Origin of the sequence: Hymenobacter fodinae (assembly GCF_004745825.1) — a bacterium.
Lineage (GTDB): Bacteria > Bacteroidota > Bacteroidia > Cytophagales > Hymenobacteraceae > Hymenobacter > Hymenobacter fodinae.
This window is the reverse complement of sequence record NZ_SRLA01000003.1, coordinates 304,278-330,329: the sequence shown is the minus strand read 5'-3', so window position 1 is coordinate 330,329 and position 26,052 is coordinate 304,278. Positions and strand designations below refer to the sequence as shown.

Sequence of the window (26,052 nt, the reverse complement as noted above, 5' to 3'; positions counted from 1 at the left end):
CCCAGGCAGGTCTAGCAGCGCGTTGGGGCTAGGCTAGTGCTTGTGAGGGGCTGAGGCGTGAGCCATACTATCGGGGCCGAAAGAGCTGCCTGCCTGACACTCGGCCAGGGCCTGGCGGGTTTGTTGTAGCTCTACCTCGGCCATTGTTTCGAGCAGGGGCGCATCCAGCGCGTAGTCCTCCGGATAATCAGGGCCCTGAAAAAGTAAGTACAGGTTAAGCCCCGTGGAAAGCAACAGCGTGCCCACTAACAGCCACACGAGCAGCCGATTTCGGGAGGCGGAAGAGGAAATGGGTAGTCCAGCCATACCGCAAAACACCCCCTACCACATTAAAACAAAATGAGAAGGACATTAAAAGAGGTTAGAGACCTTGCTCATCATCGACTGCGGCAGGCAGCTGAATAGTAGCGGTGGTACCCTGGCCTACTACCGAGGTAAGCTGAATCTGGCCCCCGTGCAGCAGCACTATTTTGCGCGTCATGGGCAAGCCAATACCGTAGCCCGGGGCCGTAGTATCGGTGCCGGCGCGGTACAGGGGCTCGTAAATTCGGGCCAGCTCGTGAGGCTCCATGCCAATGCCCTGGTCCGTTACCCGCACCTCCAGCAGGTCGGTGGTTGGATAGCTGAGCCGGGCCTGCACCTCGTGCTGGGAGTATTTGCAGGCGTTATCGAGGAGGTTGAGCAGGGCAGTGGTCATAAGCTGGGCATTGCCGCGCACCATAAACATGTCGTCAACATCCTTAGGGAGTTGGCCAAACTGCAGCTTTATGACTCGGTCGGGGTAACTTTTCTCGCAGGAGGCAATGGCCTGCGCCAGGCACTCATCAAGGCGCACTAGGTCGCGGCGGAACGAGGCGTCGGTTACTTTGGCCAGGCTTAGCAGGCCGTTGGTTAGCTCAATGAGCTTCTTGATTTCCTCCGTGGCCGAGCTGATGCTGCGCTTGGCTTCGGCTAGGTCGGTATCGTAGGCGTAGGAGGTTTCCAAGGTGCCCAGTACCGAGGCCAAGGGGGTGCGTAGCTCATGAGAGGCGTTGCTCAGGAAGCTCTTCTGCGACTCGAATGCCTGCTCCACGCCTCCTAGCATCTGGTTGAAGGTGCGGGCCAGTTGGGCGATTTCATCGGTGCCGTTGCCCTCGTCTACGCGGGTGCTCAGGCGCGTTGCCGTAATGCGCTCCACCTGGGCAATGATGCGGGAAATAGGTTTCAGCGACTCATCGGCGAAATACCAGCCGGCCAGAATAATCAGCACCAGCGCCCCCAGGTTGGCGGCCAGTAAAATCAGGCGCAGCTTCTCCATTTGCCGGTGCCCAAAGTCATCGTGGCCGGCGGCAAAAATCCAGTATGGGCGTCCATTTCGCTCGTAGTACATGCCAATGGTTTCCAGCGGGCCATCCTGGAACTGCACCGCCTGCCCCGGCTTAATGCGCGGCAAATACCGCGAATTAAGCTTCTGGCTCAGGCCATCGGCGCTGGTATAAAGTAAGTGCTGCCCCTCCCCATAAATGCTAATCTGCTCGCCCGGTACGGTAAACAAGTCGCGGCGGTGAAGCGTGCGTAGCAGCTGGTTGTTGAGGCTGTCGCGGCGAACCAGCACGCGGGCCGTCATGGCTGCCTTGCCCGCCAGACGGTTGATAAAGCGTTGCTCCCGGGTGCTGGCCTGGAAGTAATAGATGAAAATGGAAAAGCACAGCTGAATGCCCACTACCAGCAGCGTAAAGCGCAGAATGAGCTTGTTGCGGATGAGCATGAGCGGTGAGGTGGAAAAGATGAGTGAAGTGGCTTAGGCGTCGGCGGCGGTTATCCCTCTCGCAGCACGTAGCCCATGCCCACCACCGTGTGAATCAGCTTAACATCGTAGCCTTTGTCGAGCTTTTTGCGCAGGTAGCTCACGTACACATCAATGACGTTGGTGTTGGTGTCGAAATTCAGCTCCCAGACCTTCTCGGCAATGTCGACGCGGGAAATAATCTTCCCCCGGTTCAACAGCAGATACTCCAACAGGGCGTATTCCTTGGTGGTAAGCTCAATGCGCTGCCCGGCCCGCATTACGGTTTTGGAGTCAAGGTTCAGCTCCAGATCGGCAATGCGGAGCAACTGCTTCACGGCGGCTCCATCGGCGTGACGGCGGGTGAGCACCCGGGCCCGTAGCAGCAGCTCCTTGAACTCAAACGGTTTCACGAGGTAGTCGTCGGCGCCGGCCTCAAAGCCCGTTACCTTATCATCGAGGCTATCCATGGCCGTGAGGAGCAGCACGGGTTGCTGGGGGGCCTGCTGCTTCAGCAACTTGCAGAGCTCAAACCCATTGATGTGCGGGAGGTTAACATCGAGAATGACCAGGTCGTAGGGCTGTTTCTGGGCCAGTGAGAGGCCTAGGCGGCCGTCGTAGGCCACCTCAATCTCGTAGCCTTCATTTTCGAACCCCTTTTTTACAAAGGATGCCACCTTGGGCTCATCTTCTACCAGCAGTAATTTCATACGTAGTGCTATGCCCGTGGGAGTGCCCCACCGTGCAAAGCTATACGAGCCAACCCGGCATATGCTAGCCCTACACGTAAATAACAACCCAGTGGCAGTGGCCTAGTGGGGCAGGGGTGGCACTCCCTCGGTATGTAGCCTCCGCTGCAGATGTAACTAGCGCCCCGACCTCAACTGTAGCAACTGTTTTCCGCAAAAAGCAGTACCGCAGTCAGCAATTGGTATGTCCGGACCTTTGCCTAGTGGCCTAGCGGCAACCGGCTAGCCCACGGGGTGAGGGTGCCCAGCGCCTTGGTCGCGCCTACTCGTATGCAAGCCAAGTGTAACTTCATGGGCCACAATATTCAGTATGACGCAGGAACAACTACGCCTAACCGAAACAAACGCGCACATTTCTCCCTGGAAGAAGTTTGGGCCTTATCTCACGGAACGCCAGTGGGGTACGGTGCGCGAAGATTACAGCGCCGGGGGTAACGCCTGGGATTATATTACGCACGACATGGCCCGCTCCTACGCCTACCGCTGGGGCGAGGAGGGGTTGGGCGGCATCTGCGACGACCGGCAGCTGCTGTGCTTTGGGCTAGGCCTCTGGAATGGCAAGGATGTGGTGCTGAAGGAACGCCTATTCGGGCTAACTAACGGCCAGGGCAACCACGGCGAGGACGTGAAGGAGCTGTACTATTACCTGGATAGTACGCCCACGCACTCCTACATGCGCATGCTCTACAAGTATCCGCAGCAGGCCTTCCCGTACCGCAAGCTGCTGCGCGAAAACAAAAAGCGCAGCCGCCTGGAGCCCGAATATGAGCTGCAAGACACGGGCATCTTCGACAAGAGCCGCTACTTTGATGTGTACATTGAGTACGCCAAGGCCGACCCCGAAGACATTCTGATTCAGATAACGGTGCATAACCGCGGCCCCAAGGTGGCCACCGTGCAGGTGCTACCTCAGCTCTGGTTCCGCAACACCTGGGCCTGGGGCTATGATACCGCCCGGCCCGTCTTGCGCGAAACGGCCACCGGCACCGTAGTAGCCGAGCACCATCAGCTAGGCCAGTACCACCTGTACTGCGATGAGAAACCCACGCTGCTGTTTTGTGAAAACGACACCAACGGGGCCCGCCTCTACAACCTGCCCGCCGAAGGCCGGCACTTCAAAGACGGGATTCATGAGTACGTGGTAAAGGGTGACCCCGAAGCCATCAACCCCGACCAGCGGGGCACCAAGGTGGCCGCTCAGTACCACCTCACCCTGCAGCCGGGCCAGTCGCATGTGGTGCGCTTGCGCCTGCGCCAGCCAGGCTGTGAAGAGCCGTTTCTGGACTTCGACCACATTTTTGCGGCCCGCCGCCACGATGCCGACGAGTTTTACAACTGCATTCACGAGGGCATGCAGGACCCCGACGCCCGCAATGTGCAGCGGCAGGCGTTTGCCGGCATGCTCTGGAGCAAGCAGTTTTATTACTACGATGTGAACGAGTGGCTGACCGGTGACCCGGCCGTGCTGACGCCGCCTGCTGAGCGGTTTAAAGGCCGCAACCACCACTGGCGCCACCTCCACAACGAGGACATCATCTCCATGCCCGATAAGTGGGAGTATCCGTGGTACGCGGCCTGGGACTTGGCTTTTCACGCTATTCCGCTGGCCATGGTGGATGCTGAGTTTGCCAAAAACCAACTGCGTCTGCTCACCCGCGACTGGTACATGCACCCCAACGGTCAGCTACCAGCCTACGAGTGGAACTTCTCCGACGTGAACCCGCCCGTGCACGCCTGGGCCACCTGGCGCGTGTATCAGATGGACAAAAAGCTTCGGGAAGGCCACGGCGACAATGTTTTCCTGGAGTCTGTATTCCATAAGCTGGCCCTCAACTTTGCGTGGTGGGTAAACCGCAAAGACAAGAGCGAGCGGAACATCTTCGAGGGTGGTTTCTTGGGGCTGGATAACATTGGCGTGTTTGATAGAAGCTCGCCGCTGCCCACCGGCGGCTTCATTGAGCAGTCGGATGGTACGAGCTGGATGGCCATGTTTGCCCTGAACATGATGCGCATGGCGCTGGAGCTGGCCAAAACCAACCCCGTGTACCAGGAGCTAGCCGGCAAGTTCTTCGAGCACTTCCTCTACATCGCCGATGCCATGACCCGCGGTGGCGACGGGCTGTTCAACCTCTGGGATGAGGAAGATGGCTTCTACTATGATGTACTCCATACCCCCGATGAGGAACGCACCAAGCTCAAGGTTCGCTCTATTGTGGGCCTGATTCCGTTGTTTGCGGTGGAGGTAATTGATCAGGAAATGCTGGATGCCATGCCCGACTTCACGGAGCGGGCCCGCTGGCTAATTGAAAACCGGCCGCATCTGGCCCAGCTGGTTTCGCGCTGGGAAGAGCCCGGCAAAGGTGCCCGCCACCTGCTAAGCCTGCTGCGCCGCTCCCGCCTAAAGCGCCTGCTCACCCGCATGCTTGATGAAACGGAGTTCCTCTCCGAGTTTGGCATTCGGGCCATGTCGCGCTACCACCTAGAGCACCCCTACGTGTTCAGCACCGAGGACGACGACTTTGTGGTGCAGTATGTGCCCGGCGAGGCCGAAAGCAGCATGTTTGGCGGCAACAGCAACTGGCGCGGACCCATCTGGTTTCCCATTAACTACCTCATTGTGGAGTCGTTGCAGCGGTTTTACTTCTACTACGACGACAAGTTCAAGGTAGAATATCCCACTGGCTCGGGGCAACTCCTTAACCTGAACCAAGTAGCCCAGGCCCTGGCCAGCCGCCTGACGAAGCTGCTGCTGAAGGATGAGCACGGCCGCCGACCCGCGCTAGGCGAAAGTGAACTGCTGCAAACCGATCCGCACTTCCGGGAAAACCTGCTCTTCCACGAGTACTTCCACGGCGACAATGGCCACGGCCTCGGCGCCAACCACCAAACCGGCTGGACGGGCCTCATCGTGCGGCTGCTGCAAATGAGAGGAGAGAAGAAATAAAGTGGCCTAGAACCTCGACAACGCATTCTGTTCTTCTCTATGCTTGGCACGTAAACCACCGACGTATCCCAACGCCCTGCCCACTGGCCTATTCTTACGTCATTCTCGACCGCAACACTTCGCTTCTACTCGGTAAATACACTGTTTGGCCTGCTCGCAATAACATCCGCTAGGCCACCCAACACCTCCTCACACCAACACATCTTCTCCTCATCACCCTATGAGCTACCCCAACGCGGTTTCCCTCAGCGCTTCCGACAATACCCAGTTTAACGCGTACACGGCTTTCCCGGCGGGGGAGGGCCCGCACCCTGGTATCCTGCTGCTGCAGGAGGCGTTCGGGGTAAACGGCCACATCCGGAACGTGGCCGACCGGCTGGCCCAGGCGGGTTACGTAGTTATTGCGCCCGAGCTGTTTCACCGCACCGCCGCACCTGGCCTAGAAATTCCTTACTCTGATTTTGCCAGTGCCCAGCCGCATTACAACGCCATTACGCCCGAAGGCCTGACCGCCGATATGCAGGCCTGCTACGACTGGCTCCGGAGCCAAGGAAACGTAACCGATAAAATTGGCAGCATTGGGTTTTGCCTGGGTGGGCGTGTGTCGTTTTTGGCCAATGCGGTGCTGCCGCTGGCGGCCGGGGTTTCGTACTACGGTGGGGGCACTCACTTGCTGAAAGACCGTGCCCAAGACCTACACGCCCCGCACCTATTCTTCTGGGGTGGCCTAGACAAGCACATCAGCAAAGAGCACATTGCCCAGGTTACTGAAGCCGTAGATGCCGCTGGCAAACCTTACATCAATACGTTCATCTCCTACGCCGACCACGGTTTTCACTGCGATGAGCGGCCCAGCTACCACCCGCAGGCGGCTGCCGAAGCCTGGGCCCTCACGCTGGCTTTCTTCCAAGACAAACTACGCTAGGCCAGGTGTGAAACAGCCCGAGTGGCCTAGGCGCTGAATTGCCTTTCCCACCCGGTAGCAAAAGGAAGAAGTTGGCCGTTGCCTTGTGCGAAGTGGCCTAGCATAACCCCTTACACACGAAAGGGCGGACTTCATGTCCGCCCTTTTCGTTGTTAGCCGTAGAGAATTAATTCTCTACTTAGCCTTTGCCTGTATCAGCTTCACTACTTCGGCGTTGCCGCCTTCTTTAGCGTTGGCCAGTACGTCTTTGCCGTCCTTGTCTTTGGCTTTGGGGTTAGCACCGCTGGCTAGCAGAAACTCTACTACATCGAGGCTACCCTTGGCGGCTGCAGCCATGAGAGCGGTGGCATTGAAGCTGTCGGTTTTGTCAATTTGCGCCTTGTTTTTTACTAGGGCTTTCACTACGTCTAGCTGCCCGTTACCGGCTGCAATAATTAGGAAGGTGGTCGGGAAGCCCGGCATCATTTCCACAGGAGCGTTGGCATCAGCCCCGGCCGCTAGCAGTGCCTCTACGTCGGCCGGCTTATTTTTAACCACTGCGGCGTACACTTTTTGCGTGGGCGTTTGTGCAAAAGCAACGGCTGAGGTTAGAAATAAGGCAAAAACGAGAAGAAGTTGTTTCATACAGAGAATACAATTGAGGGGGAGTGACGACCCCAAATGTAGTGCATCAGTACCGGAATAGCCCAATTTCAACAGCGTGTTTAGATGATTTTTCTATGATAAACGCAATAATTACCGGGCAAATACTGATGGTAAGCGCGACAGTATTTGGTTGACGCAGTCACCTAGCTCGTCAGTTTTATTTAGATCAGGTATAAATAAATTTCATTGGGAAGAATTCCTGCTGTTACTTTGCGTCGTTTTAGAATGATTCTAAATAATAGCGTACATGACACCTCTTCAACAACTCGGTCTACTTTCTACCCTCACAGTGTGTTCTCTTTCCGCAATGGCCCAGCAGACGGCGTCTATTCGCGGCACGATTACCACTGCCGATGGTCGGCCGGCCGAATCCGTAACTATTGGGCTGAAAGGCCGTGGCCAGGGCGCCATCACCAACAGCCAGGGCCAGTATGCCATTGAGCGGGTGCGCGACGGAGAGTACACGGTAGTTGTGACGGCCGTAGGGCTGAAAACTGAAGAGAAGTCTGTAACCATCAGCGGCGGCCAGTCTGCAACGCTTGACTTTACCCTGGCTGAAAATGCCGAGCAGCTGAAGGAGGTAATCGTAAACGGTGCCCGCGTAAACCGCTTCGTCCGGAAGCAGTCCGTGGATGTGAGCAAAATGCCGCTCAGCAACCTCGAAAACCCGCAGGTGTACGCCACCGTGGGCAAAGAGCTACTCACCGAACAGCTCGTATTTTCCGTTGACGACGCTACCCGCAACGCCCCTGGCGTGCAGCAGATGTGGGAACCCACCGGCCGCAGCGGCGACGGGGGCTCGTTCTACGCCTCGCGGGGGTTTGTAGTGTCCAGCCAGTTGCGCAATGGCGTGGCCGGCGGCGTTACCAGCACCATTGATGCGGCCAACCTCGAGAAGCTGGAAGTAATTAAAGGTCCTTCGGCTACGCTCTACGGCTCGGCCCTGAGCTCCTACGGTGGCCTGCTCAACCGCGTGACTAAGAAACCCTACGAGCAGTTTGGGGGCGAGGTGGCCTTGGCTGCGGGCAGCTATGGCTTCCATCGGGCCAGCGTGGACGTGAACACGCCCCTCAATGCTTCCAAAACACTGGCCTTCCGCCTCAACGGGGCTTACACGTACGAAGACAACTTCCAGAATGTGGGCTACACGGGCTTTACGAAAAACGTAGCCGTGGCGCCCAGCCTGCAGTTCCAGCCCAATGACCGCCTGACCATCAATCTCGACGCGGAGGTGTACCGCGGTACTAACGTAGGCAAACAGCTCATCTACATCTACTTCCTTGATAAGGTAGATAACTTCGGCTTCTCACGGGCCGACCAGGCGCCGCTGGACTACCGGCAGTCGTACCAGGGGCCGGGCCTGACCCAGGACTCACGCAGCACCAACCTGTTTGGGCAGGTGCGCTACCGCATTTCGCCTAGCTTCACCTCTACTACCTTCCTTACCTCTAGCCGTAGCTACTCAGAGGGCAACGGGCCGTACTTCTACCTGGTCTCTGATATTGCCCTGGGATTTGGTACCAGACCCGGTGTCAACAACTTACTGCGCGCCGACCAGTCAACCCAAGACAGCCGCCGGCAGACCTATCAGGTGCAGCAGTTGTTCAACGGTGACTTTAAAATTGGCAACCTGCGGAACCGCGTGGTGCTAGGCCTAGACTTCCTGCGCCTCGACTCTAACATTGAGTTCTTCGGGGGCACTATTGACGTAGCTCCGCTCCGTGCTCCCTACTTCAACTACCGCACCTTCAACAAGGCAGCCGTTGATGCCACCTATGCCGCCGCCGCACCCGGGCGCTACCCGGTCACTACCAAAATCAACACCTACAGCGCATTTGTTTCGGATGTGCTGAACCTGACCGACAAGCTAAGCGTGCTGGCTGCTGTGCGCGTAGACCGTTACGACAACAAAGGTGGCATTCTGTACTCGCCGGTAGAGGCATACCAGCAAACGGCCGTGTCGCCGAAGTTTGGTGTGGTGTTCCAGCCCGTGAAAGACCGCGTGGCGCTGTTTGCCAACTACCAGAATAGCTTCAACAACCAAAACAGCAGCTACCTAAACGCTGAAGGTCAGTCGTTCGTGACCAAGCCCGAGCGGGCCAACCAGATTGAAGGAGGCGTGAAGCTCGACGCGGCGCAGGGCCGGGTTAGCGCTACGGTCAGCTACTACGACATCCGGGTGCAGAATGTCTTGCGCACCCTCTACACACTCACTGACCCCGACGGCTCTACGCGCACCATTAGCGCCCAGGATGGTACGCAGTGGAGCCGCGGTACGGAGTTAAGTCTTACGGCCAACCCAGTGCCGGGCTTGAACCTGGTGGGGGGCTTTGCTTATAACTTCTCGAAGTTTGTGAACACCAATGAAGATGTAAACGGCCGCCGGCCCAACACCGCTTCCTCACCCTACTTGGCCAACCTATGGGCGAGCTACCGCCAGCCTGAAGGCCTGCTCAAGGGCCTGGGCTTAGGCTTCGGCGGCAACTATGCCAGCGACAACAAGATCCTCAACAGCAAGTCGCAGGGCGTGTTTATCCTGCCCAGCTACACCGTGCTCAACGCCAGCGCCTTCTACGACCAGCCCAAGTATCGCTTGGCCGTGAAGGTAGACAACCTGACCAACGAGCACTACTGGATTGGCTACACCACTATTAATGCTCAGAAGCTGCGCAGCATCGTGGGCAGTGTGGCCTACAAGTTCTAAACGCGGCCCAAGGTCCACCGCGCAAGCGCCAGCAGACAGGCCTAGGCTATCTTGCTGGCGCTTGCCTTCTTTCCTAGGCCAGGGGCGAAGGGAAGAGGCCTAGCGCTAGAGAAAAGGAAGTGCGTGGCCATCAGCCCCCACTTTCGAGTATTTGTTACGTAACTTTTAGGTATGAACGTCAGACAAGCGGTTGGCAAAGTGCACCTCTGGCTGGGGCTGGTCTCGGGCCTGGTGGTGTTCATTGTGAGTATCACCGGCGCCATCTTCACCTTCCAAGACGACATTCGGGACGTTACCGAACCTTGGCGCAAGGTGGAAGCGCAGGCCGCGCCTCAACTGTTGCCCTCGCAGCTGCAGGCTGCGGCCTTGGCCGTTCACCCTGGCATTGCGGCCAAAGACTGCTGGACTACCTACTTTGGGCCCGAGCGCTCCGCCACAGTATTCTTCACCGACAAAGCCGGCGCGCCCCTGATGGTGTCGCTGAACCCTTATACCGGGCAGGTGCTGCACGAAACGGATCTGCGCACGCACTTCTTCAGTATCATTCAGGAAATTCACATGCACCTGCTGCTGCCTGAGGCAATAGCTAAGTGGGTGGTGGGCATCAGCATTTCCATTTTTGTAGTAATGCTGCTGACTGGCCTAGTACTGTGGTGGCCAAAGCGCAAGCAGGAGCGCAAACAGCGCTTCACCATTAAGTGGGGAGCCCGCTGGCGCCGCGTCAACTACGACCTTCACAACGTACTGGGCTTTTACGCCGCCAGCATAGGATTAGTGCTGGCCCTTTCCGGCCTGTTCATGATTTTTCCTTGGATGCTGGAGTCCATCCGGTTTGCTGTGGATGGGGGCAAAGCCGCGCCCCCAGAGCTCATGACCACCAAGCTCGATACCCTGCAAACGGTGTCGGCGGCAACCCAGCCAGTGGCCGACATTGTGTACCAAAACGCGCGCCGCCTCTCGCCCACGCACGAGATGGTGTTGCTGGGGCCCACCGGCACGGGCAAAGACCCCGCCTACTGCTGGACCTACCAGAAAGCCCTTCACTATTACCACCGCGACGAATATGCTTTTCATCCGGTGTCGGGGCAGCTCTTAGAATCCCGCTTTCACGCCACCAAAAGCACCGGCACCAAGTTCTCCGACATGAACTACGACCTGCACACGGGCCAGATACTGGGCATTGGTGGTAAGATTGTAGCGTTCTTGGCCAGTCTGATTTCCGCCAGTTTGCCCGTCACCGGCACGGTTATCTGGTGGGGCCGCCGCAACAAGCCCAAAAAGCAAAAGCGAAAGGTGCAACTGGCCTAGCACTACCCGCATAACAAAAACGCCCCGCTACGTAGCGGGGCGTTTTTGTTGGGCACAATCACATCTTGAGTTTACTCGCAACAGAGTTTTCTCAGCTGCGCTAGGCCAGTTTAGTACGTAGCTGACCGGGCTGCTTAGGGAGCCTAGTTTGAGCTACGCCGCAGCAGCTTCCTGAGCCTCGGCTTGCCGGCCCATGTGCTGGGCCATCATGCTGGCCAGAATGATTTGCAGAGCGTGATACAGCATAAGCGGCAGCAGTAGCAGCCCCGTGGCAGCCATGCCCGGAAATAGCAGGCTGGCCATTACGCTGCCGTGCACCAATGACTTCTTAGAGCCGCAGAACAAGGCCACCGTACGGTCGGCGCGGGAGAAGCCCAGCACGCGGCTCAGGATCCATACCACGCCAAAAATCAGGAAGTACAGCGCCACCATACCCAGGCTGAGCAGCGCAATATCCAGGGGTTGGTAGCTGCGGAAAATGCCCTCGGCAAAGGACTCGCAGAAGGCCGTGAATACAATCAGCAGAATCACCACTTGGTCGGAAATGCGGAGGCTGCCCTTGTGCTGCTCCGCAAACGCCCCAAAGCGACGGTTAAGCAACACGCCCGCTACCACCGGCAACACCACCTGCCAGAGCAGATCGAGGCCCAGGTGCCAGAGGTTGCCGCCGTCAGCGGCCGTATCAAGGAACAAGCTGGTCCAGAGCGGGGTGAGCACGATGCCCAGCAGGCTGGAGATACTGGCGTTGAAAATGGCCGCCGGCAAGTTGCCACGGGCAATGCTCACCATTACCACCGAGGTAGAAACCGTGCTGGGCAGCGTGCACAGGAAGAAGATACTAGGCCACATCTCGGCGGCCTTGCCTACAAACAACGGGCGTAGCGCCAAGGCCAGCACCGGAAACACCACGAAAGTGGTTAGCTGCACTACCACATGCAGGCGCCAGTTGCGTAGGCCTGCCGTGAGCTTCTCCAGGCTCAGGCGCAGGCCATAGAAGAAGAAAATCAGGGCTACGCCCGCCGTGGTAATTACCTTCCAGGGGATGGGGCTTGCCTTGCTACCCACCTCCGGAACCAGGTAAGCCATCAGCACCGCCCCGGCCAGACCCAGCAGAAACCAATCGAGCAGGCCCGCCCGCCGGAGCAGGTTCACGAAGCGGTTGCCAGATGGGGAAGATGGTGGGGGCGAAGGAGCTACTGGCGTCTGGAGAGGCTGGGGCATAGATGTGGGTTATTCGTCGATTTGCAGGTTGTATTCTTTCGCTGTACTACGAAACAAATCGAGCTGATTCTTTTTCTTCATCTCCCCATACAGCAGGCTTAACATTCGGTTGCTATCGGAGAGATAAGGTGATTTCTCTTCTACATATAGCCGATGCGCGGTAAATAGGTTTTGCATAGCCACGGGAAAGTCGCCGCGCAGCACCGCGAGCTTGCCCGCTCCAAAGTACCCTTCGGGGTTATAGGGATGGAAATAGCGGAGCTTATCGTAGTACGTCCGCGCTTCGTCAGTTTTCTCTTGTAGGGACTTCACCACCGCCATATTGAGCAGGGCTAGGTCGCCCTCAGGAAAAATGGCCATCGACTTTTCATAGTAGGTGGCTGCCTGGGCCAGGTCTTGCGTTTGGCGGTAGCACACGGCGGCATCGTCGAGGGCTTTCACAAACTGCGGGTCTTGCTTGGCGGCTTGCAAAAACAGTGGCAGGGCCTCGGTGTACTGCTTTTTTATCAGCAGCTGCTCGCCTTTAAGATAGGCCTTGCGAGCTGCCGGCACGGTGGAGGTGGCGTAGAACTTAGCTGTTTTCTGCTGAATCAGGGCATCTCGCACGGCTGGGCAATTGCTGACCAGCAGCTCTTGGGCCTGGCTTATTGTGCCTTTGATGCCTTCCACCGTATCAAGGGCCTTGGCTTCTGCCTTGTCACCTTCCTGTAGGGCGTCTGCCATTGCCCCTGGCACGCAGCGGTTTGCCCGCGCCAGGGTAGAGTCTGCTATTTCAGAACGTTTGACGCACGCACATGCTTTGTCGGCTGTTCGTTGGGCTAAGGATGCCTTTTGAGCGAAAGCAGGACTGGACAGCACTAGGCACAGGAGGGGAGCTACTAGTTTTTTCATACCACGGAAGAGCAATACATGCACAGAAGATTATAAGCGCGGCAATATGGTAGTTGTACCTGAATAGGCAATGCTACTACCAAAGGCACAACCTCACTACTGCACACAAAAAATGCGCTCCTCCGAAGAAGAGCGCATTTTTGATGCTGAGCAACAAAGGGTTTACTCGGCCTTGGGCTGAGCGTGGGATTTTAGTTTTTGCACAAACTCACCAAAGGCCTGGCTCAACTCCGTGAACAACGGATGCTCCCGGTTGCTCAGTAGCACATTGCCCAGCAGCTTCACGCCCAGCGCCATTTCGGCGGCTTGGCTGGGGGAGAGGAAGTTGGCGTTTTGTACCCGTTGCACAATGGCAAACAAGTCATCGTGGTTGGTGAAGTCTAGCACAAGGGGCTCGTGAAGGGGCTGCTCGGGGTTGCTGGCTGCCTGGTGCTCCAGGGTAAGGCGATATTCGTGCTGACGCTTGCTCATGGCAAAAGGAATTAGTAGGTAGATGCCTGAGCAGTGGCCTAGGCCACCGTAGGCGATTTACAAGGCCGCCACGGCAGCTTCCTGCTTACGCTGCTTCTTGTTGGCTTTGCGCAGGCGGTTCAGCCACAAAATGGTGCCCGTGATGGGGAAGGTGAAGCCCAGCAGACACACCACAAAGGCAATGATTTTGGACGGCCAACCGAACACGGCACCCGTGTGTACCGGCTTGAACATACCTCGCACCCGCTGGCCCAGGCTGCGCTGCTCGTAGGTCTGCTGGCTCAACACCTGGCCTGAGTACTGGTCGAGGTACAGTTCATCGGTGGCATTCTCGTAGCTGGCACCGCGGCGCAAGGTTGCTACCCGAATGCTGCCCGTGGGGTCCTTAGGCAGCTGCAGCGCGTAAGACTCGGCTCCAGGCACTTGGCGCACGGCCAGCTGCAAGGCGGCCTCAGGCGTAAGCGGCGCCCCCGGCGCTACTGCCGGGCCTAGCACGGGCTGTTGGCTTACTGCCTCAGTGGCGGTAGGCACCGAGGATACGGGCGGCTCGGGGCGCTGCATGGGCGAGTTGGTAACGGCGTAAATGCCCTTGTTGAACCACTCAAACGACCAGGCTAGGCCAGTAAAAGCAAACACGAACAGAAACAAAGCCGAGTAGAAGCCCAGCACAATGTGCATATCGTGATTCACGCGCTTCCAGCCGCCGCTCCACTTCACCTTTAGGCGCTGCTGCAGTGCCTTGCGCGTAGCGGGCCACCACAGCACAATACCCGTAGCAATAATGAACAGGAACATGACGGTGCTCACGCCTACGATGAGCTTGCCGATGGGGCCACCTACCATGCCGCGGTGCAGGGCCATCATGGTGAAGAAGAACGTTTCGCGGTAGTTCAGCTCGCCGGTTACGGCGCCAGTGTAGGGGTTTACAAAAACCTTGGGGCCACCGGGGCCGCCTTCACCCCCTTTACCTCCCTTGCCACCTTTCTCACCTTTGCCCTCGGCTCCGCCTTCCCGGCGGCCGGCCCCTTCGCGGGGGCCATGGCCTTCGGCTGCACCGGCTGCACGTGCCTCGGCCTCTTTGCCGCCGCGGCTGCCCTCAGCCTTACCACCTTTCTCACCGCCAGGGCCACCGGCCAAGCTAAACTCCACGGTGCGGGCGGGGTCGGCGTACACCTTTACCCCCGAGATTTTAGCCCCCGGCTTGTAGGCCTGTACTGAGCCTGCCAGCAGCTGCAACGGCATGCGGGGCGACTTGGCGGGCTCGACGAAGTACCGCTCAGAATGCCAGGCCTGCTCCAGCTCTTTTTCAAAAACCAGTACGCTGCCTGTGAGGCACACCACGGCGATGATAAGCCCCGAAACCAGGCTCAGGTAGAGGTGAATGTTACGAAAAAAGATCTTCATATGGTGTAGAAAGTACAAGTAGCAAAAGCACTAAGGCAAGTTCGCCAGAAACCCGGAAAGCGCCAGTTGCAGCTGGTACTTTCCGGGTTTTCACTCACGGAATCACCCCTCACTCAAAGGGTACTTACAGCTTGTAGCCAAGCGTAGCGGAGAATGTGCGCGGCGCAATGGGGTTCACGCTGTTATCGTCGTGGAGGTTGTAGCTCAGCTCGTTAAGAATATTTGACAGCTTCACGCGCACCGAAACCCGCTCGTAGCTGTAGCCCAAGGAGGCGTCAAACAGGGTGTAGTTCGGGATGCTGATGAGCTTGAACGAATCCGTGAAAGGCTGGCCGGGGCCTTTGGTGGGGTCGTAGAGGCGGGGGTTGCGGCCCGCCAGCTTATCACCCACGTAGTAGCCCGTCACGCCCGCCGTAAAGCCACGCAGGAAGGCACTTTCGCCGAAAGCGCTGCCGAAGTTGTAGAACAAGCTCAGGTTAGCGGTGTGCGCGGGGTTGTAGCGCAGGCGGCTGCCATTCTCGTAAATGTTGCTCTTGGTGTAAGCAGTGTGGTTGTAGCTGTAGCCGGCAATCAGCGAAACGCCCATCATAGGCTTGGTCTGAATGTCTACCTCCACGCCTTTGCTGGTCACCTCACCAGCCAGCTCCTTCACGTTGGTGTTCAAGTTGGTAACCACTTGCCCGTTTGAGCCCGTTACCGGCTGCCCGTCGGCGCCCAGCACTGGGCCCAGGTAGGTTTGCGCCAAGTTGCTGTTTACAATGCGGTAGGCCGTTACGTTAGCCGACAAAGCTCCGTTGAACAGGTCGTTTTTGATGCCCGCTTCGTACTGGTTGAAGGTAGATGGCGCCAGCGACTTGCCGCTGGCATCTTGGCCGGTGTTGGGCTGGAAGGAGTTGGAGTAAGAGGCGAACAGTGAGGTGGTTTTAACTGGCTGATACACTAGGCCTAGGCGCGGCGAGAGGGCATTGTCGTAACGGCGGTTTTCCACGTAAGTACCGGCCGTTTTGTTGGCAATGTTCGCAACGCTGTTGTAATAGTACACGTCGCTAGGGGTCTCCTGGTAGCTCCAGCGCAAGCCAGCCAGCACTTTCACCTTCTCACTTACGCTTAGCAAGTCTTGCACGTAGAAGCCGGCGCGGCGGGTGTTGCCCTGCGTGAGCGTGTTGCGCACCAGATCATCAAAGCCCGAAAGCCGCTCGGCGGGCTGGGTAACGGTCTTAGTGGGGTCCAGCAGGTTGATGATGTCGTAGGTAGACACCGCCGTATTGGCCCGGGTGGTTGAGGCAGGGTTGGTGTAGGCCAGGGTGTTGGTTTCGTACTGGTCAGCATCGGCGCCAACCAGCAAGGTGTGGCCTAGGAAACCAGTGCGGAAGTTGCCCGTCAGATCGAGCTGGGCCAAGTAGTAGTTCTCCGCCGTTTGAGTGCGTTGCAGGCCACGCGTCAGGTTGCCGTAGTTGGGGCCGGCGGTGCCCACCACCGTAGTGGGGCGGGAGGCGCTGCGCAGCTCGTTATCGTAGCGCTGGAAGCCGGCTACACCGCGCACTTGCCAGGTATTATTCAGCTGGCTGGCGATAGTAGCCGTAGCGCTGGTTTGGGTGGTAGCGTTGTTGGCACCAGCCACGTTCAGGAAGCGGCTGCGCGACTCCTGTATCTCGTAGTTGATGGCCCCGATGCCAAAGTCGGGCGTGCGGTTGTCGCGCAGATAGTCGCCCTCTAGTACCAACGTAGTTTTTGGCGTCAGCTTGAACAGCAACGAGGGATTCACATAAAAGCGGTCCGATTTTACATTGTCGCGGTAGCTGTTGCCCTGCTCGTAGGTGCCATTAATGCGGTAGGCCACCTTGTCGCTCTTACCTACGGCGCCGTACACGTCCACCATCGGTTTCCAGAAGCCGAAGCTGCCCACGCGGAGGCCCAGCGAGCCACCTTGCTCAAAACGGGGCTTCTTGGTAACCAAGTTAAGTACGCCGCCGGCTGCTACGTTACCGTAGAGAATGGCCGCGCTGCCTTTCAGCACTTCCAGGCTTTCCAGGGAGCTGGCTTCGGGCATGATGCCATTGTTGAAGCGCACCCCGTTTTTGAAGGTGTTGTTGCTGCCATACGCGAAGCCGCGACTGCCCAGCTCTTCCTGCGTGCCGCCAGTGGTGCTGGTAACGTAAATGCCACTCACGTTTACAATAGCGTCGCTGAGGCGCAGCACCTGCTGCTGCTCCAGAGTCTCCTGCTTAATGGTTACCACGCTCTGGGGTAAATCAAGCGGGGCAATGGCCATTTTGCTGACGCCGGTAATCCGTTCGTTCAGGCTCTTGTTGCCGGTTACGGTTACCTCGTTGAGCTGCTGGGAGCTTTGCGCCAGCGCGAAGGGGGCCAGGGTCAGCGTTTCGCCAGCCGTTACCGTTACGGCAATTTCCTGGGAGGCGTAGCCCATGCTGCTAACTACCAGTTGGTAGCTGCCCGCCGGCACAGAAAGCCGGAAGCTGCCATCAGTGCCCGTGGTGGCTCCGTAGGTAGTGCCTTTCAGCGCAATAGTTACACCTTCTACCGGCTCGCCTGCTGCATTTGTTACCCGACCAACTACGCGGCCCCGCTGTGCTGTATCGTCTGCATCGCCATGCTTCAGGAGCAGCGAAGAAGCGTCGTCAGAAGTGGTGGCTGGAGACGTAGCAAAACCAGCGAGGGGCATAGAAAGAAGTAGCAGGAGGGGGAGAGGTCGGGGCATCTGAACAGCGTGGCTTGTTTAGAACGATTAAAAACAATGCAAAGCACGCATCTATTTAGATAGATTCAAAATAGAAGTTTAGAAAAAGTCTATATAAATGATAAGAGTGGTGTTTATGAGATGCTTATAAAGAATATAATCAGTCTGTCAGTCACAAAAAAGCCCCGCTAGCCCTGTGGAAAGGGCCAGTGGGGCTATCATACTATTGTTTCTGTCTAGTAAGTTATGGAAGCAGTAGCTGGGGTTGTCTCCAAGGCAAATGCCTCTGCTAGCAACTCATACGAGCGCAGGCGGTCTTCGTATTCGTAGGCAATAGTCACTGCTACCACCTCATCTACTTGATAGTGGGCGGCCAGCTGTGTCAGCTCTTCCTTTACCTGAGCCGGAGTGCCGCTTACAATACGCCGATGGTGATGAGCCAGGCGGTGACGCTGCTCAGGAGCTAGTGAGTATGCCTGCACGGTGGAGTAGGGGCCTACCGGCGTCCGGTCGCCGAGTTCCAGCTTCAACATCTGCAGAGCCAGCGTATCGGCCAGCTCCTGAGCTTTGGCCTCGGTATCGGCGCAGAGCACGAACACCGCCACGTTGGCCAGCGGCTGCGCCAGCTCCGGCGACGGTTGAAACCGCTCCCGGTACAGCTGCACCATTTTAGGTCCGCCCACGGGGTTAATGAAGTGCGCAAAGGAAAAGGCGGCACCAATGTGGGCGGCAAATAATCCGCTCTGCCCGCTGGAGCTGAGTAGCCACAGCTCCGGAACCGTAGAAATAAAGGGGGCGGCCTTCACTTTCTCGTGAATAGTATCAGGCACTTCCTCGTCGCGCAAGTAGGCACGCAGGCTCATGAGCTGCTCGCCAAAATCTTCGTCGCTGAAGGTATTGTTGGGGTTGAGGGCGTGGGCCGTGATGCGGTCGGTGCCAGGGGCCCGGCCAATTCCTAAGTCTACGCGGCCGGGGTAGAGGGCCTCCAGGAGCCGGAAGTTCTCGGCTACTTTCAGGGCCGAATAATGGGGCAGCATTACCCCGCCCGAGCCAATGCGGATGCGGCTGGTTTCGGCACCGAGGCGGGCCAGCAGCACTTCCGGGGCCGAGCCGGCCAGCGAGGTAGCATTGTGGTGTTCCGAAACCCAAAACCGCGAGTAACCCAGGCGGTCGGTGAGTCGGGCCAAGTCCAGCGTGTGCTGCAGGGCCTCCCGCGGGGTGCGACCCAGCGGTACCGGCGACTGATCGAGCACACTCAGGCGAATAGGTGAAGTAGTGTCCATAGCAAGGGGAGAGTAGGGAGAAATAACCGCCACTAGGCCTGGGAAGTTTGGCGGCTACGGGCTGGGCAGATGCCAGGCTAGTCGGTAACGGGGATGGGTTCGTCGGGGGCGTTGCTTTTTCGCAGGGGCAGCTCGGGCACAAACAGCGTCATGCACAGCCCCCCCAGCACCAGGAAAATGTTGAACATGTATACCCGCGAGATAGCGCTGGTAAAGGCCGTACGCATGGCCGGCGAAGCGGGCTCGTTGGCCGTAGCGGGCAGCGCTGGCCCTTCTGATACTGCCGTGGTGGGTGGTGGTGAGGCACCGGCGGCGCTGGCTGGCAAACTGTGAGCCAGCGTGAAAGTGAGAATAGCGCCTAGCACTGAAGCTGTGATGGCACCTCCAATCTGCCGAAAAAACTGACTAGCGGAAGTGGCCTGGCCCATCAGGTGGGGCTCAATGGCGTTCTGGATGGCCAGCGTATACAACGGCATAGTAGGGCCCAGGCCGATGCCGCACAGCAGCAGGTAGGCCAGTACCTGCCAGTAGCCCACAGTGGCTGGCATGGTAGCCAGCAGTGAGAGCCCCCCAAGCAGCACCACTAGGCCTCCCAGCATCCAGCGTTTATAATGCCCAAACCGCGACACCATTTGCCCGGCCAGCAACGAGCCCAGCACCACTCCCATCGACAGCGGAATTAGGCTTACACCGGCTTTGGTGGCACTTACGCCCAGCACATTCACCATAAACAAGGGCTCGAAAATGATGATGCCCAGAAAGGCCCCGCCCAGCAGAAAGAGCGCTCCATTGGCAGTCCGGAACACGTGGTTGCGGAACAAGCCAAAATCCAGAATGGGGTTGTCGTGGCGGAGGCTGCGCACCACAAACAGCACCATCGATGCGGCCGCGACGCCCAGCAGCGTGAGCGTGAAAGGGGAGGTCCAAGGGTACTCGGTTTTGTTGAGCTGCAGCGCCACCACCAAGGGGCCTAGGCCAGTCATCAGCAGCAGGGCCGAAAAGTAGTCCAGGGGCTTGGCGTCGGTGCGGGGTATCAGGGCCGGCATCTGCGTCAGAATAAACCACAGGGCCACCAGGCCTAGGGGTAAGTTCACGTAGAAGACCAGCCGCCAGCCCGCCACGCCCGGAATCCAGTTGCTGCCTTGGTCGGTCAGGAAGCCGCCCAGCAATGGGCCCAGCACCGAGGAGGTGCCAAACACGGCCCCCGTAAATCCCTGGTACCGTCCCCGCTCGGCGGGCGGAAACAGGTCGGCAATGATGATGAACGCCATAGCAAACAGCCCCGCGCCCCCAAAGCCCTGAATGGCCCGAAATACTACCAGCTGGTTCATGCCGTCGCCCAGTAGTGGCAGGTCCCCAAACTCCCCGGCCAGGCCGCAGAGCATGGAGCCCAGCAGGAAAATGCTCACGGCGGCCACCTCAATTTTGCGCCTGGAATACGTGTCGGCCAGTTTTCCATAGATAGGCACTAGCGTGGTGCTGGCCACCAGGTAAGCCGTAGCCACCCAGGTGAAGCGGTCAAGACCATGCAGATCGGCTACTATGCGGGGCAGGGCTGTGGAAACGATGGTTTGGTCGAGGGAGCCCAGAAACATGGCCAGCAGAATGCCCGCAAACGTGAGCATCTTCTGGCGGTGGGTGAGGTTTTCAGTCATTGCGGCGCGGGTGTAACCAATGAGTACGGCGCTAGTCCCCCTGGAGATGCTGTTGGGCTGCGGCTAGGCCAGGCGCAGGGCCTGCAATCTTGCCCTGCCATGCCGCTTGAGCCCACCAGAATTTTCACGAGTCAGCCAAGGCTTCACGCCAGCGGCGCGCTACCTTCGCCGCGTGATTACCCTGACGCTCGCCCTCCTCTGTTTATTCGCCTTTCTGGCTGGTTTTATTGACTCTATTGTGGGCGGTGGTGGCCTTATTCAGCTGCCGGCCATGCTGATTTTGCTGAAGGGTGTGCCGGTGCCCACGGTGTTTGGCACGGGCAAAGTTTCTTCGCTGGCGGGGACAGCGGCCGCCTTTCGTCATTACGCGGGGCGGGTGCCCATTCGGTGGCGGGCCGTGGGGGTGGCGGCCGGGGTGGCCGGGGTGTTCTCGTTTTTAGGGGCGCGCGTGGTGTCGCACCTACCCCAGGAACTGCTGCCGCCGCTGGTGCTAGGCCTGTTGGTGTGCATTGCTATCTACACCTTTTGGCGCAAAGACTTCGGCTCTATTCATGCCCCACGGCTTTCTGAGCAGCGGGAGCCGCTATACGGGGCACTGGTGGGTCTGGTCATCGGATTTTACGATGGATTCTTTGGCCCTGGCACCGGTAGTTTCCTGCTGTTCGCGTTCGTAGGCCTGTTTGGCTACGACTTCATTTCCTCATCGGCCGCTGCTAAGCTGGTGAACATTGCCACCAACCTAGCGGCCCTGGCTTACTTCGCTTACACTGGCCAAATTCTGTGGCACATTGCCATTCCAATGGCTATCAGCAACATTGCCGGCTCCACCTTGGGGGCTTACCTGGCCGTACGCCACGGCACCGGTTTCGTGCGGGTTCTGTTCTTGGTGGTGGTCAGTGCCTTTATCGTGAAGCTAGGCCTGCAGGTGTTTGGGTAAGAGGCTATGCCCTTGGGTCATGGACTGATTACGTGAGTTACCTCAATACAAAAACAGCCTCTGATACCACGTTGGCATCAGGGGCTGATTGATTAGAGGCTAGTATTGCAAGGTTGCGCGCAGTGGATGCGGCCGGACTTTGCCTGTTGGTTACTCCTGGCCAGCGGGTAGGCCAGGTACGGCATTGCCCTGAGCCGCCGGAGAGCTTTGCACGCCCATTTTCTCTTCGCGCTTGCGCTGGTATTTATCAAACTGGGCGGGTGTAAGCACATCCTTCAGCATTGCCAGGCGCGACTGGCCAATGTCATCGATAACAGAGGACATCTTGCGCACATTCTGGCGGTAGTTGAGGCGGGCGGTTTCTACCCCGCGCACACTAATCAAGTTGATGTTACGCACCTTCTCCAGCTGCGCTGGGTTCAGCGCCAGGGCTTTCTGCATGTTGGCCGTGAGGGCTTCGGCGCGGGCCGTTACCTGCTCTGGGTTAGGAGCGGCAGAAGCGGTGGTTTGAGCTGGCCGCGTTGGTGCCGGGCGCGCCGGGGTTTTGCTGGTTTGGGCTAGTAGCGTGGCAGGGGCCGCCAGAAAAAGAAGGGAAGCTAAAACGGAGCGTTTCATACAAAGGGAAATCAAGAGCAAGAAGGCCTGCGGAGTGGCCTAGGCAGGCCAGGCGTCGGAGAATGCGCCTGTAAAGATGATGCCAGAAACGCAATACTAGGGGCAGAACGTGCCCGAACCATTAGTTTATTCTGCCGCTGGCCCAGCCCGCAGGCAGGAGGGTGTAACCTTTCGGGCCTTCTTCCCTTACATGAAGTACTGTTTTTTCCTCTCGCGCTTTTCTGCTCCTTTATATGAAGCCCCAAACCCGAAACACTCTGCTGGCCACTGCGGCCGGCGTTGGCGCCCTGCTAGCCGCTACTCTGTACTCCAACCGCCGCGGCAACTACGACCTGGCCGGGCGCGTGGTACTTATAACGGGTGGCTCGCGGGGGCTGGGGCTGATACTAGCGAGGCAAGCCGTGGCGGAAGGCGCAAAAGTAGCCATCTGTGCCCGCGACGCCGAAGAGCTGGAACGAGCCCGCCAGGAGCTTTCTGAAGCCGGAACGCCCGTGCTGGCTCTGGTGCGCAACCTCACCGATGCCGACGAGGTGCGTAGCCTCGTGGCCGAAGTGCAACAGCAGCTTGGGGCTATTGATGTGCTCATAAACAACGCGGGCATCATCACGGCCGGCCCCCTCGACCATATTGAGCTTCGTGACTACGAAGACTCAATGGATACGCACTTCTGGGCGCCACTGCATGCCATGCAGGCCGTATTGCCCGAGATGCGCCGGCGCGGTGAAGGGCGCATTGTCAACATTTCCTCGGTGGGCGGCAAGGTGGCCGTGCCGCACCTGGCCCCGTATTGCGCCAGTAAGTTTGCCCTCGTAGGCCTATCCGAAGCATACCGGGCCGAGCTGCGGCAGCATGGGGTGTTGGTAACCACCGTGTGCCCCGGCCTCATGCGGACGGGCAGTGCCCGCAACGCCATTGTGAAAGGGCAGCACAAGAAAGAATACGCCTCCTTCATCATTGCCGACTCGCTACCGGGCTTGTCGATGGATGCTGAGTCGGCGGGCCGCCAGATCTGGAATGCCTGCCGCCGCGGCGAGGCAGAGGTTATTCTGAGCCTGCCCGCCAAGCTGCTGTCGGGATTCCATGGGCTCTTCCCCGGCACCACCGCCGACGTGCTAAGCTGGGTAAACCGCACCTTGCCCGGCCCCACCGACGCCTCGGGCGACCAGCGCCGTTTCGGCCACGAGAGCGAGTCTCCGGTATCGCGCTCCTGGCTCACCGCCCTTACCCGCAAAGCCGAGAAGAAGAACAATGAGCTGTAAATAGTTGGGGGTTGCTGGCTGACGGCGGGTCTAGGCCACCAGATGTACTTCTGGCAGCAAGCAACCCCTAGAACCGCCCTCTGGGCTACGGTAGCACCTGAACCCAGCCTTTGTAGCGGCGGCCGTTGGTGAAGGTGATGAGGTAGTAGTACATGCCCGTGCTGCCGGCGCCGTTCCAGCGGAACGTGCGCTCGGGGGAGTGGAACACCTCATTGCCCCAGCGCGAGTAGATTTTGATGCCCGCAAACCGTCCGTCGCAGTAGTCCGGCGGCAGCGTGGGCAGCTCAAACGCATCGTTCTTGCCGTCGCCGTTGGGCGTAATTATGTTGGGCGGCAGAAAGCGCACGGTATCAACGGGGGGCAGCACCACAAACTGCACCGTCCGGACTACGGGAGATGGGGTGCACTTGGTGGTTTCCTGCAGCCGGAACTGAACCATGAGGTTTTCCTGCACGGCGGCCGCCTCGCACGAGGCCTGCCAGGTAAAGGTGCCATCGGCCCGGCCCGTGCCATTCTGCGCCGTAAACTGCATGCCCGCCGCCGCCAAATCGAAGCCCTGGCCTACGGCCGAAAGCGCCAGTGGGTCACGGTCGGTATCGGTGCCGGCTAGCGTGGCGGTGTACGTACCTCCCACAGGGATGCGCACAATTACCGGGGCCGACCCCGTTACCTCCGTCGGGAAAGTGCTGGTGAGCACAGGTGGGGTATTGGGCGGAGGCAGGGCTGTAAAGGCTACCCGTACGGTATCAAGTTTGGGTAGACTGCAGCCATTGTCGGCCACAATTACATCCAGCAAATACACCTGCCCCTTTGTGTCTTGGCACTCTGGGAAGCAAAGCGTGGCCGTGAGCGTATCGGGGGCTCCGGCGGTGCGTACCATGCCCGTGGTAATGCTCGTGAAGGAGGGCGCTAGGCCACTAAAGTTGACGGGCCGGGTGGTAAGAGTAAGCCGGGATATGGGGTCCGGATCGGTGAAGCGGATGCGCAGGCAGCGGTTGCCGCCGGGTACTAGGTGCAGGGTGTCGCGGCCGGGTACGTAGGCCGGGAGCTTGCCGGTGCCATTGTACACTTGCAGGCTAGGCGGCGTATTCTGGGGGCAGTTCAGTACGTAGAGCTGGAAGTCGCGGCGCGTTTCACCAATCTTTACTTTCTGGCGATACTCAGTGCAGCGCACCCCAAACACAAACAGGCCTAGCTGCGAAGGGCGCACCGTCAGGCGCCCCGTGCGGGAGTCGATGCCCAGGGTGGGGTTGCCCGGAATTTGGTTGGCAGTGCTGCGCCCCGCGCCCCAGGTAATACCCGAGTAGGGGGAGGGCTGGGCCTGCAGCGGGGAGGGGTCTACGGTGTTGGAATACCCGTTGAGTGGGGTCACCATGTCATACACCAAAGAGTCGCCATCCGTGTCTTGGCCCCCAAAATCGTAGTAAAACATTTCGCCCCGGCAAGCATAGTCGCCCAGGGGCGGAAAAATGCGCGGGGTAGAGTCAATAAACGGCCGGCCGTTGCGCACTACCGCCGGAAACTCCAGGTAGAACGTTTGGGCCGCATTCTGGGGATTCACAATGTTGCTGATGCCATTGTTGCGGCAGCAGCGCTCCACGGCTGCGTAGTAGCCGGCAGTGCTGTTATACATGGCGGGCTCCAGCGTAATATCGAGGGCGTAAACGAGCTTGCGCGTGCTCAGGGTGGGCGTCGTACAGGCCGGGTTGGTGTACTGCACAAACGTATTGCTGGTGAGGGGCAGCACCACATTTTGCATCCGGCGATTGTTGGCCTTGTCGAAAATGCTGGCTGTCATCTGCTGGTCGAGAGCCCCGGGGTTGCCATTGATGGCGTCGAAGTACAGGTTCAGCCGCAGCGTGTACGTGTTGCCGCGGCGGTATTGCAGCTCCATTTCGCCGCCCACAATATGCGTGGCGTAAGCTGCCGGCCCGACCAGCAGCAGTAGCAGCCCCAGCAGCAGCCGGACCCAGGCGTGGAAGGAAAAAGCAGGTAGAGGTAAACCCATAGAGGTAGCAAAGAAGAACGCGTTTTGCCTAGGCCACCATCACACCCAAAGGGGTCGGACGGCCGAGAAAAACACATGTCAGGAGTAAGACAAGGCGGCGGATACTGGCCTAGCTGAACAGGGTAAGTATGTTGGGGCGAGGCGACTATTACTGTACCTTCTCGTGCACTCATTCTCACCCGGCTCTGCGCACCGCCAGTGGTATACAAGATAAGGGGAAAGTGGCACAATATGCCAGGCGTAGCGCTGAGCTATGGCCTCGCCGCTCCAAAAGTTAATTTCCTGATAATGCCCTCACGCACAGTGCCGCCGCGAGCCTAGGCCAAACTTGGCAGAAATAATACCAGCCAAGCCCCCAGTACCAATTGGTAGGCCACCCCTTAGTGAAACTACTAGTGTAAGAATGTAGTCGGCATCCTGGGGCAATGGGCCTAAAATCTGCCTGTCGGCTCGCCGGTCATTGCCAACAAAAAGTGCCCCGCCACGCCCCAACAGGTAGGAGGTTGGGGCGTGGCGGGGTTTCAGTTTCCGGCATATAGCGCTAGGCCAGTAGGTAGGCCAGCAACTCAT

At 58.5% G+C, this 26,052-nt stretch carries 19 protein-coding genes; 6 read left to right on the top strand and 13 right to left on the bottom strand.

All coding sequences use genetic code 11. The annotated features are described in order from the left end of the window. Positions 1–33 precede the first annotated feature (33 nt). The 3 genes from EU556_RS15230 to EU556_RS15220 are packed head-to-tail and all read right to left on the bottom strand — an operon-like array spanning position 34 to position 2,475. A complete protein-coding gene (locus EU556_RS15230; protein WP_135435006.1) occupies positions 34–306 on the bottom strand; it encodes a hypothetical protein in 273 nt (90 codons plus the stop codon). Between the two features lie 55 nt (positions 307–361). Next, complete coding sequence (locus EU556_RS15225; protein ID WP_135435005.1) at positions 362–1,747, bottom strand: sensor histidine kinase; 1,386 nt, start codon at positions 1,745–1,747, stop codon at positions 362–364. Positions 1,748–1,797: 50 nt separating this feature from the next. Next, on the bottom strand, positions 1,798–2,475 hold the full coding sequence (locus EU556_RS15220) for a response regulator (RefSeq protein ID WP_135435004.1): 678 nt from the start codon (positions 2,473–2,475) through the stop codon (positions 1,798–1,800). A 349-nt stretch (positions 2,476–2,824) separates the two neighbouring features. Between EU556_RS15220 and EU556_RS15215 the strand changes: the two genes are divergently transcribed. Further along, positions 2,825–5,458: an MGH1-like glycoside hydrolase domain-containing protein gene (locus tag EU556_RS15215; protein WP_135435003.1), complete on the top strand. Its 2,634-nt coding sequence runs from the start codon at positions 2,825–2,827 to the stop codon at positions 5,456–5,458. Positions 5,459–5,678: 220 nt separating this feature from the next. Then, on the top strand, positions 5,679–6,383 hold the full coding sequence (locus EU556_RS15210) for a dienelactone hydrolase family protein (RefSeq protein ID WP_135435002.1): 705 nt from the start codon (positions 5,679–5,681) through the stop codon (positions 6,381–6,383). Between the two features lie 174 nt (positions 6,384–6,557). Here the strand turns inward: EU556_RS15210 and EU556_RS15205 are convergent, their stop codons facing one another. Beyond that, positions 6,558–7,007, bottom strand: coding sequence for an ankyrin repeat domain-containing protein (locus EU556_RS15205; RefSeq protein WP_135435001.1), 450 nt, complete (start codon positions 7,005–7,007; stop codon positions 6,558–6,560). Between the two features lie 310 nt (positions 7,008–7,317). Between EU556_RS15205 and EU556_RS15200 the strand changes: the two genes are divergently transcribed. After that, positions 7,318–9,732: a TonB-dependent receptor gene (locus EU556_RS15200; RefSeq protein ID WP_245327707.1), complete on the top strand. Its 2,415-nt coding sequence runs from the start codon at positions 7,318–7,320 to the stop codon at positions 9,730–9,732. Between the two features lie 171 nt (positions 9,733–9,903). Next, complete coding sequence (locus EU556_RS15195) at positions 9,904–11,040, top strand: PepSY-associated TM helix domain-containing protein (RefSeq protein WP_135434999.1); 1,137 nt, start codon at positions 9,904–9,906, stop codon at positions 11,038–11,040. Positions 11,041–11,193: 153 nt separating this feature from the next. Here the strand turns inward: EU556_RS15195 and EU556_RS15190 are convergent, their stop codons facing one another. The 7 genes from EU556_RS15190 to EU556_RS15160 form a co-directional block, all read right to left on the bottom strand. After that, complete coding sequence (locus tag EU556_RS15190; protein ID WP_135434998.1) at positions 11,194–12,261, bottom strand: bile acid:sodium symporter family protein; 1,068 nt, start codon at positions 12,259–12,261, stop codon at positions 11,194–11,196. A gap of 9 nt (positions 12,262–12,270) precedes the next feature. Then, positions 12,271–12,984 (bottom strand): tetratricopeptide repeat protein, encoded by a 714-nt coding sequence (locus EU556_RS15185; RefSeq protein WP_167855591.1) that lies wholly within the window; start codon positions 12,982–12,984, stop codon positions 12,271–12,273. Between the two features lie 330 nt (positions 12,985–13,314). Beyond that, the gene (locus EU556_RS15180; protein WP_135434996.1) at positions 13,315–13,623 is read right to left on the bottom strand and encodes a DUF3861 domain-containing protein; all 309 of its coding nucleotides are present in this window, start codon (positions 13,621–13,623) and stop codon (positions 13,315–13,317) included. Positions 13,624–13,680: 57 nt separating this feature from the next. Further along, complete coding sequence (locus tag EU556_RS15175) at positions 13,681–15,027, bottom strand: PepSY-associated TM helix domain-containing protein (RefSeq protein ID WP_135434995.1); 1,347 nt, start codon at positions 15,025–15,027, stop codon at positions 13,681–13,683. 124 nt (positions 15,028–15,151) lie between these two features. Continuing rightward, positions 15,152–17,710, bottom strand: coding sequence for a TonB-dependent receptor (locus EU556_RS15170; protein ID WP_245327706.1), 2,559 nt, complete (start codon positions 17,708–17,710; stop codon positions 15,152–15,154). 251 nt (positions 17,711–17,961) lie between these two features. Then, a complete protein-coding gene (locus tag EU556_RS15165) occupies positions 17,962–19,008 on the bottom strand; it encodes an LLM class flavin-dependent oxidoreductase (RefSeq protein WP_135434993.1) in 1,047 nt (348 codons plus the stop codon). 77 nt (positions 19,009–19,085) lie between these two features. After that, the gene (locus EU556_RS15160) at positions 19,086–20,663 is read right to left on the bottom strand and encodes an MDR family MFS transporter (protein ID WP_245327704.1); all 1,578 of its coding nucleotides are present in this window, start codon (positions 20,661–20,663) and stop codon (positions 19,086–19,088) included. A 172-nt stretch (positions 20,664–20,835) separates the two neighbouring features. Between EU556_RS15160 and EU556_RS15155 the strand changes: the two genes are divergently transcribed. Continuing rightward, a complete protein-coding gene (locus tag EU556_RS15155; protein WP_210116300.1) occupies positions 20,836–21,600 on the top strand; it encodes a sulfite exporter TauE/SafE family protein in 765 nt (254 codons plus the stop codon). 150 nt (positions 21,601–21,750) lie between these two features. On the opposite strand, the gene EU556_RS15150 is transcribed toward EU556_RS15155, so the two are convergent. Beyond that, complete coding sequence (locus EU556_RS15150) at positions 21,751–22,215, bottom strand: hypothetical protein (protein ID WP_135434992.1); 465 nt, start codon at positions 22,213–22,215, stop codon at positions 21,751–21,753. A 233-nt stretch (positions 22,216–22,448) separates the two neighbouring features. Between EU556_RS15150 and EU556_RS15145 the strand changes: the two genes are divergently transcribed. Then, entirely contained in the window at positions 22,449–23,474 is a 1,026-nt protein-coding gene (locus EU556_RS15145; protein ID WP_135434991.1) for an SDR family NAD(P)-dependent oxidoreductase, read from the top strand. A gap of 85 nt (positions 23,475–23,559) precedes the next feature. Here EU556_RS15145 and EU556_RS15140 read toward each other — a convergent pair whose 3' ends face one another. Further along, positions 23,560–25,482: a gliding motility-associated C-terminal domain-containing protein gene (locus EU556_RS15140; RefSeq protein WP_135434990.1), complete on the bottom strand. Its 1,923-nt coding sequence runs from the start codon at positions 25,480–25,482 to the stop codon at positions 23,560–23,562. Positions 25,483–26,052 lie beyond the last annotated feature (570 nt).

Excerpts from the sequence above, each read along its gene's own strand:
- EU556_RS15195 (WP_135434999.1), top strand. The coding sequence starts at position 9,904 with ATGAACGTCAGACAAGCGGTTGGCAAAGTGCACCTCTGGCTGGGGCTG.
- EU556_RS15175 (WP_135434995.1), bottom strand. The coding sequence starts at position 15,027 with ATGAAGATCTTTTTTCGTAACATTCACCTCTACCTGAGCCTGGTTTCG.
- EU556_RS15220 (WP_135435004.1), bottom strand. The coding sequence starts at position 2,475 with ATGAAATTACTGCTGGTAGAAGATGAGCCCAAGGTGGCATCCTTTGTA.
- EU556_RS15165 (WP_135434993.1), bottom strand. The coding sequence starts at position 19,008 with ATGGACACTACTTCACCTATTCGCCTGAGTGTGCTCGATCAGTCGCCG.
- EU556_RS15225 (WP_135435005.1), bottom strand. The coding sequence starts at position 1,747 with ATGCTCATCCGCAACAAGCTCATTCTGCGCTTTACGCTGCTGGTAGTG.
- EU556_RS15140 (WP_135434990.1), bottom strand. The coding sequence starts at position 25,482 with ATGGGTTTACCTCTACCTGCTTTTTCCTTCCACGCCTGGGTCCGGCTG.
- EU556_RS15190 (WP_135434998.1), bottom strand. The coding sequence starts at position 12,261 with ATGCCCCAGCCTCTCCAGACGCCAGTAGCTCCTTCGCCCCCACCATCT.
- EU556_RS15230 (WP_135435006.1), bottom strand. The coding sequence starts at position 306 with ATGGCTGGACTACCCATTTCCTCTTCCGCCTCCCGAAATCGGCTGCTC.
- EU556_RS15215 (WP_135435003.1), top strand. The coding sequence starts at position 2,825 with ATGACGCAGGAACAACTACGCCTAACCGAAACAAACGCGCACATTTCT.
- EU556_RS15180 (WP_135434996.1), bottom strand. The coding sequence starts at position 13,623 with ATGAGCAAGCGTCAGCACGAATATCGCCTTACCCTGGAGCACCAGGCA.
- EU556_RS15145 (WP_135434991.1), top strand. The coding sequence starts at position 22,449 with ATGAAGCCCCAAACCCGAAACACTCTGCTGGCCACTGCGGCCGGCGTT.
- EU556_RS15160 (WP_245327704.1), bottom strand. The coding sequence starts at position 20,663 with ATGACTGAAAACCTCACCCACCGCCAGAAGATGCTCACGTTTGCGGGC.
- EU556_RS15150 (WP_135434992.1), bottom strand. The coding sequence starts at position 22,215 with ATGAAACGCTCCGTTTTAGCTTCCCTTCTTTTTCTGGCGGCCCCTGCC.
- EU556_RS15185 (WP_167855591.1), bottom strand. The coding sequence starts at position 12,984 with ATGGCAGACGCCCTACAGGAAGGTGACAAGGCAGAAGCCAAGGCCCTT.
- EU556_RS15210 (WP_135435002.1), top strand. The coding sequence starts at position 5,679 with ATGAGCTACCCCAACGCGGTTTCCCTCAGCGCTTCCGACAATACCCAG.
- EU556_RS15205 (WP_135435001.1), bottom strand. The coding sequence starts at position 7,007 with ATGAAACAACTTCTTCTCGTTTTTGCCTTATTTCTAACCTCAGCCGTT.
- EU556_RS15170 (WP_245327706.1), bottom strand. The coding sequence starts at position 17,710 with ATGCCCCTCGCTGGTTTTGCTACGTCTCCAGCCACCACTTCTGACGAC.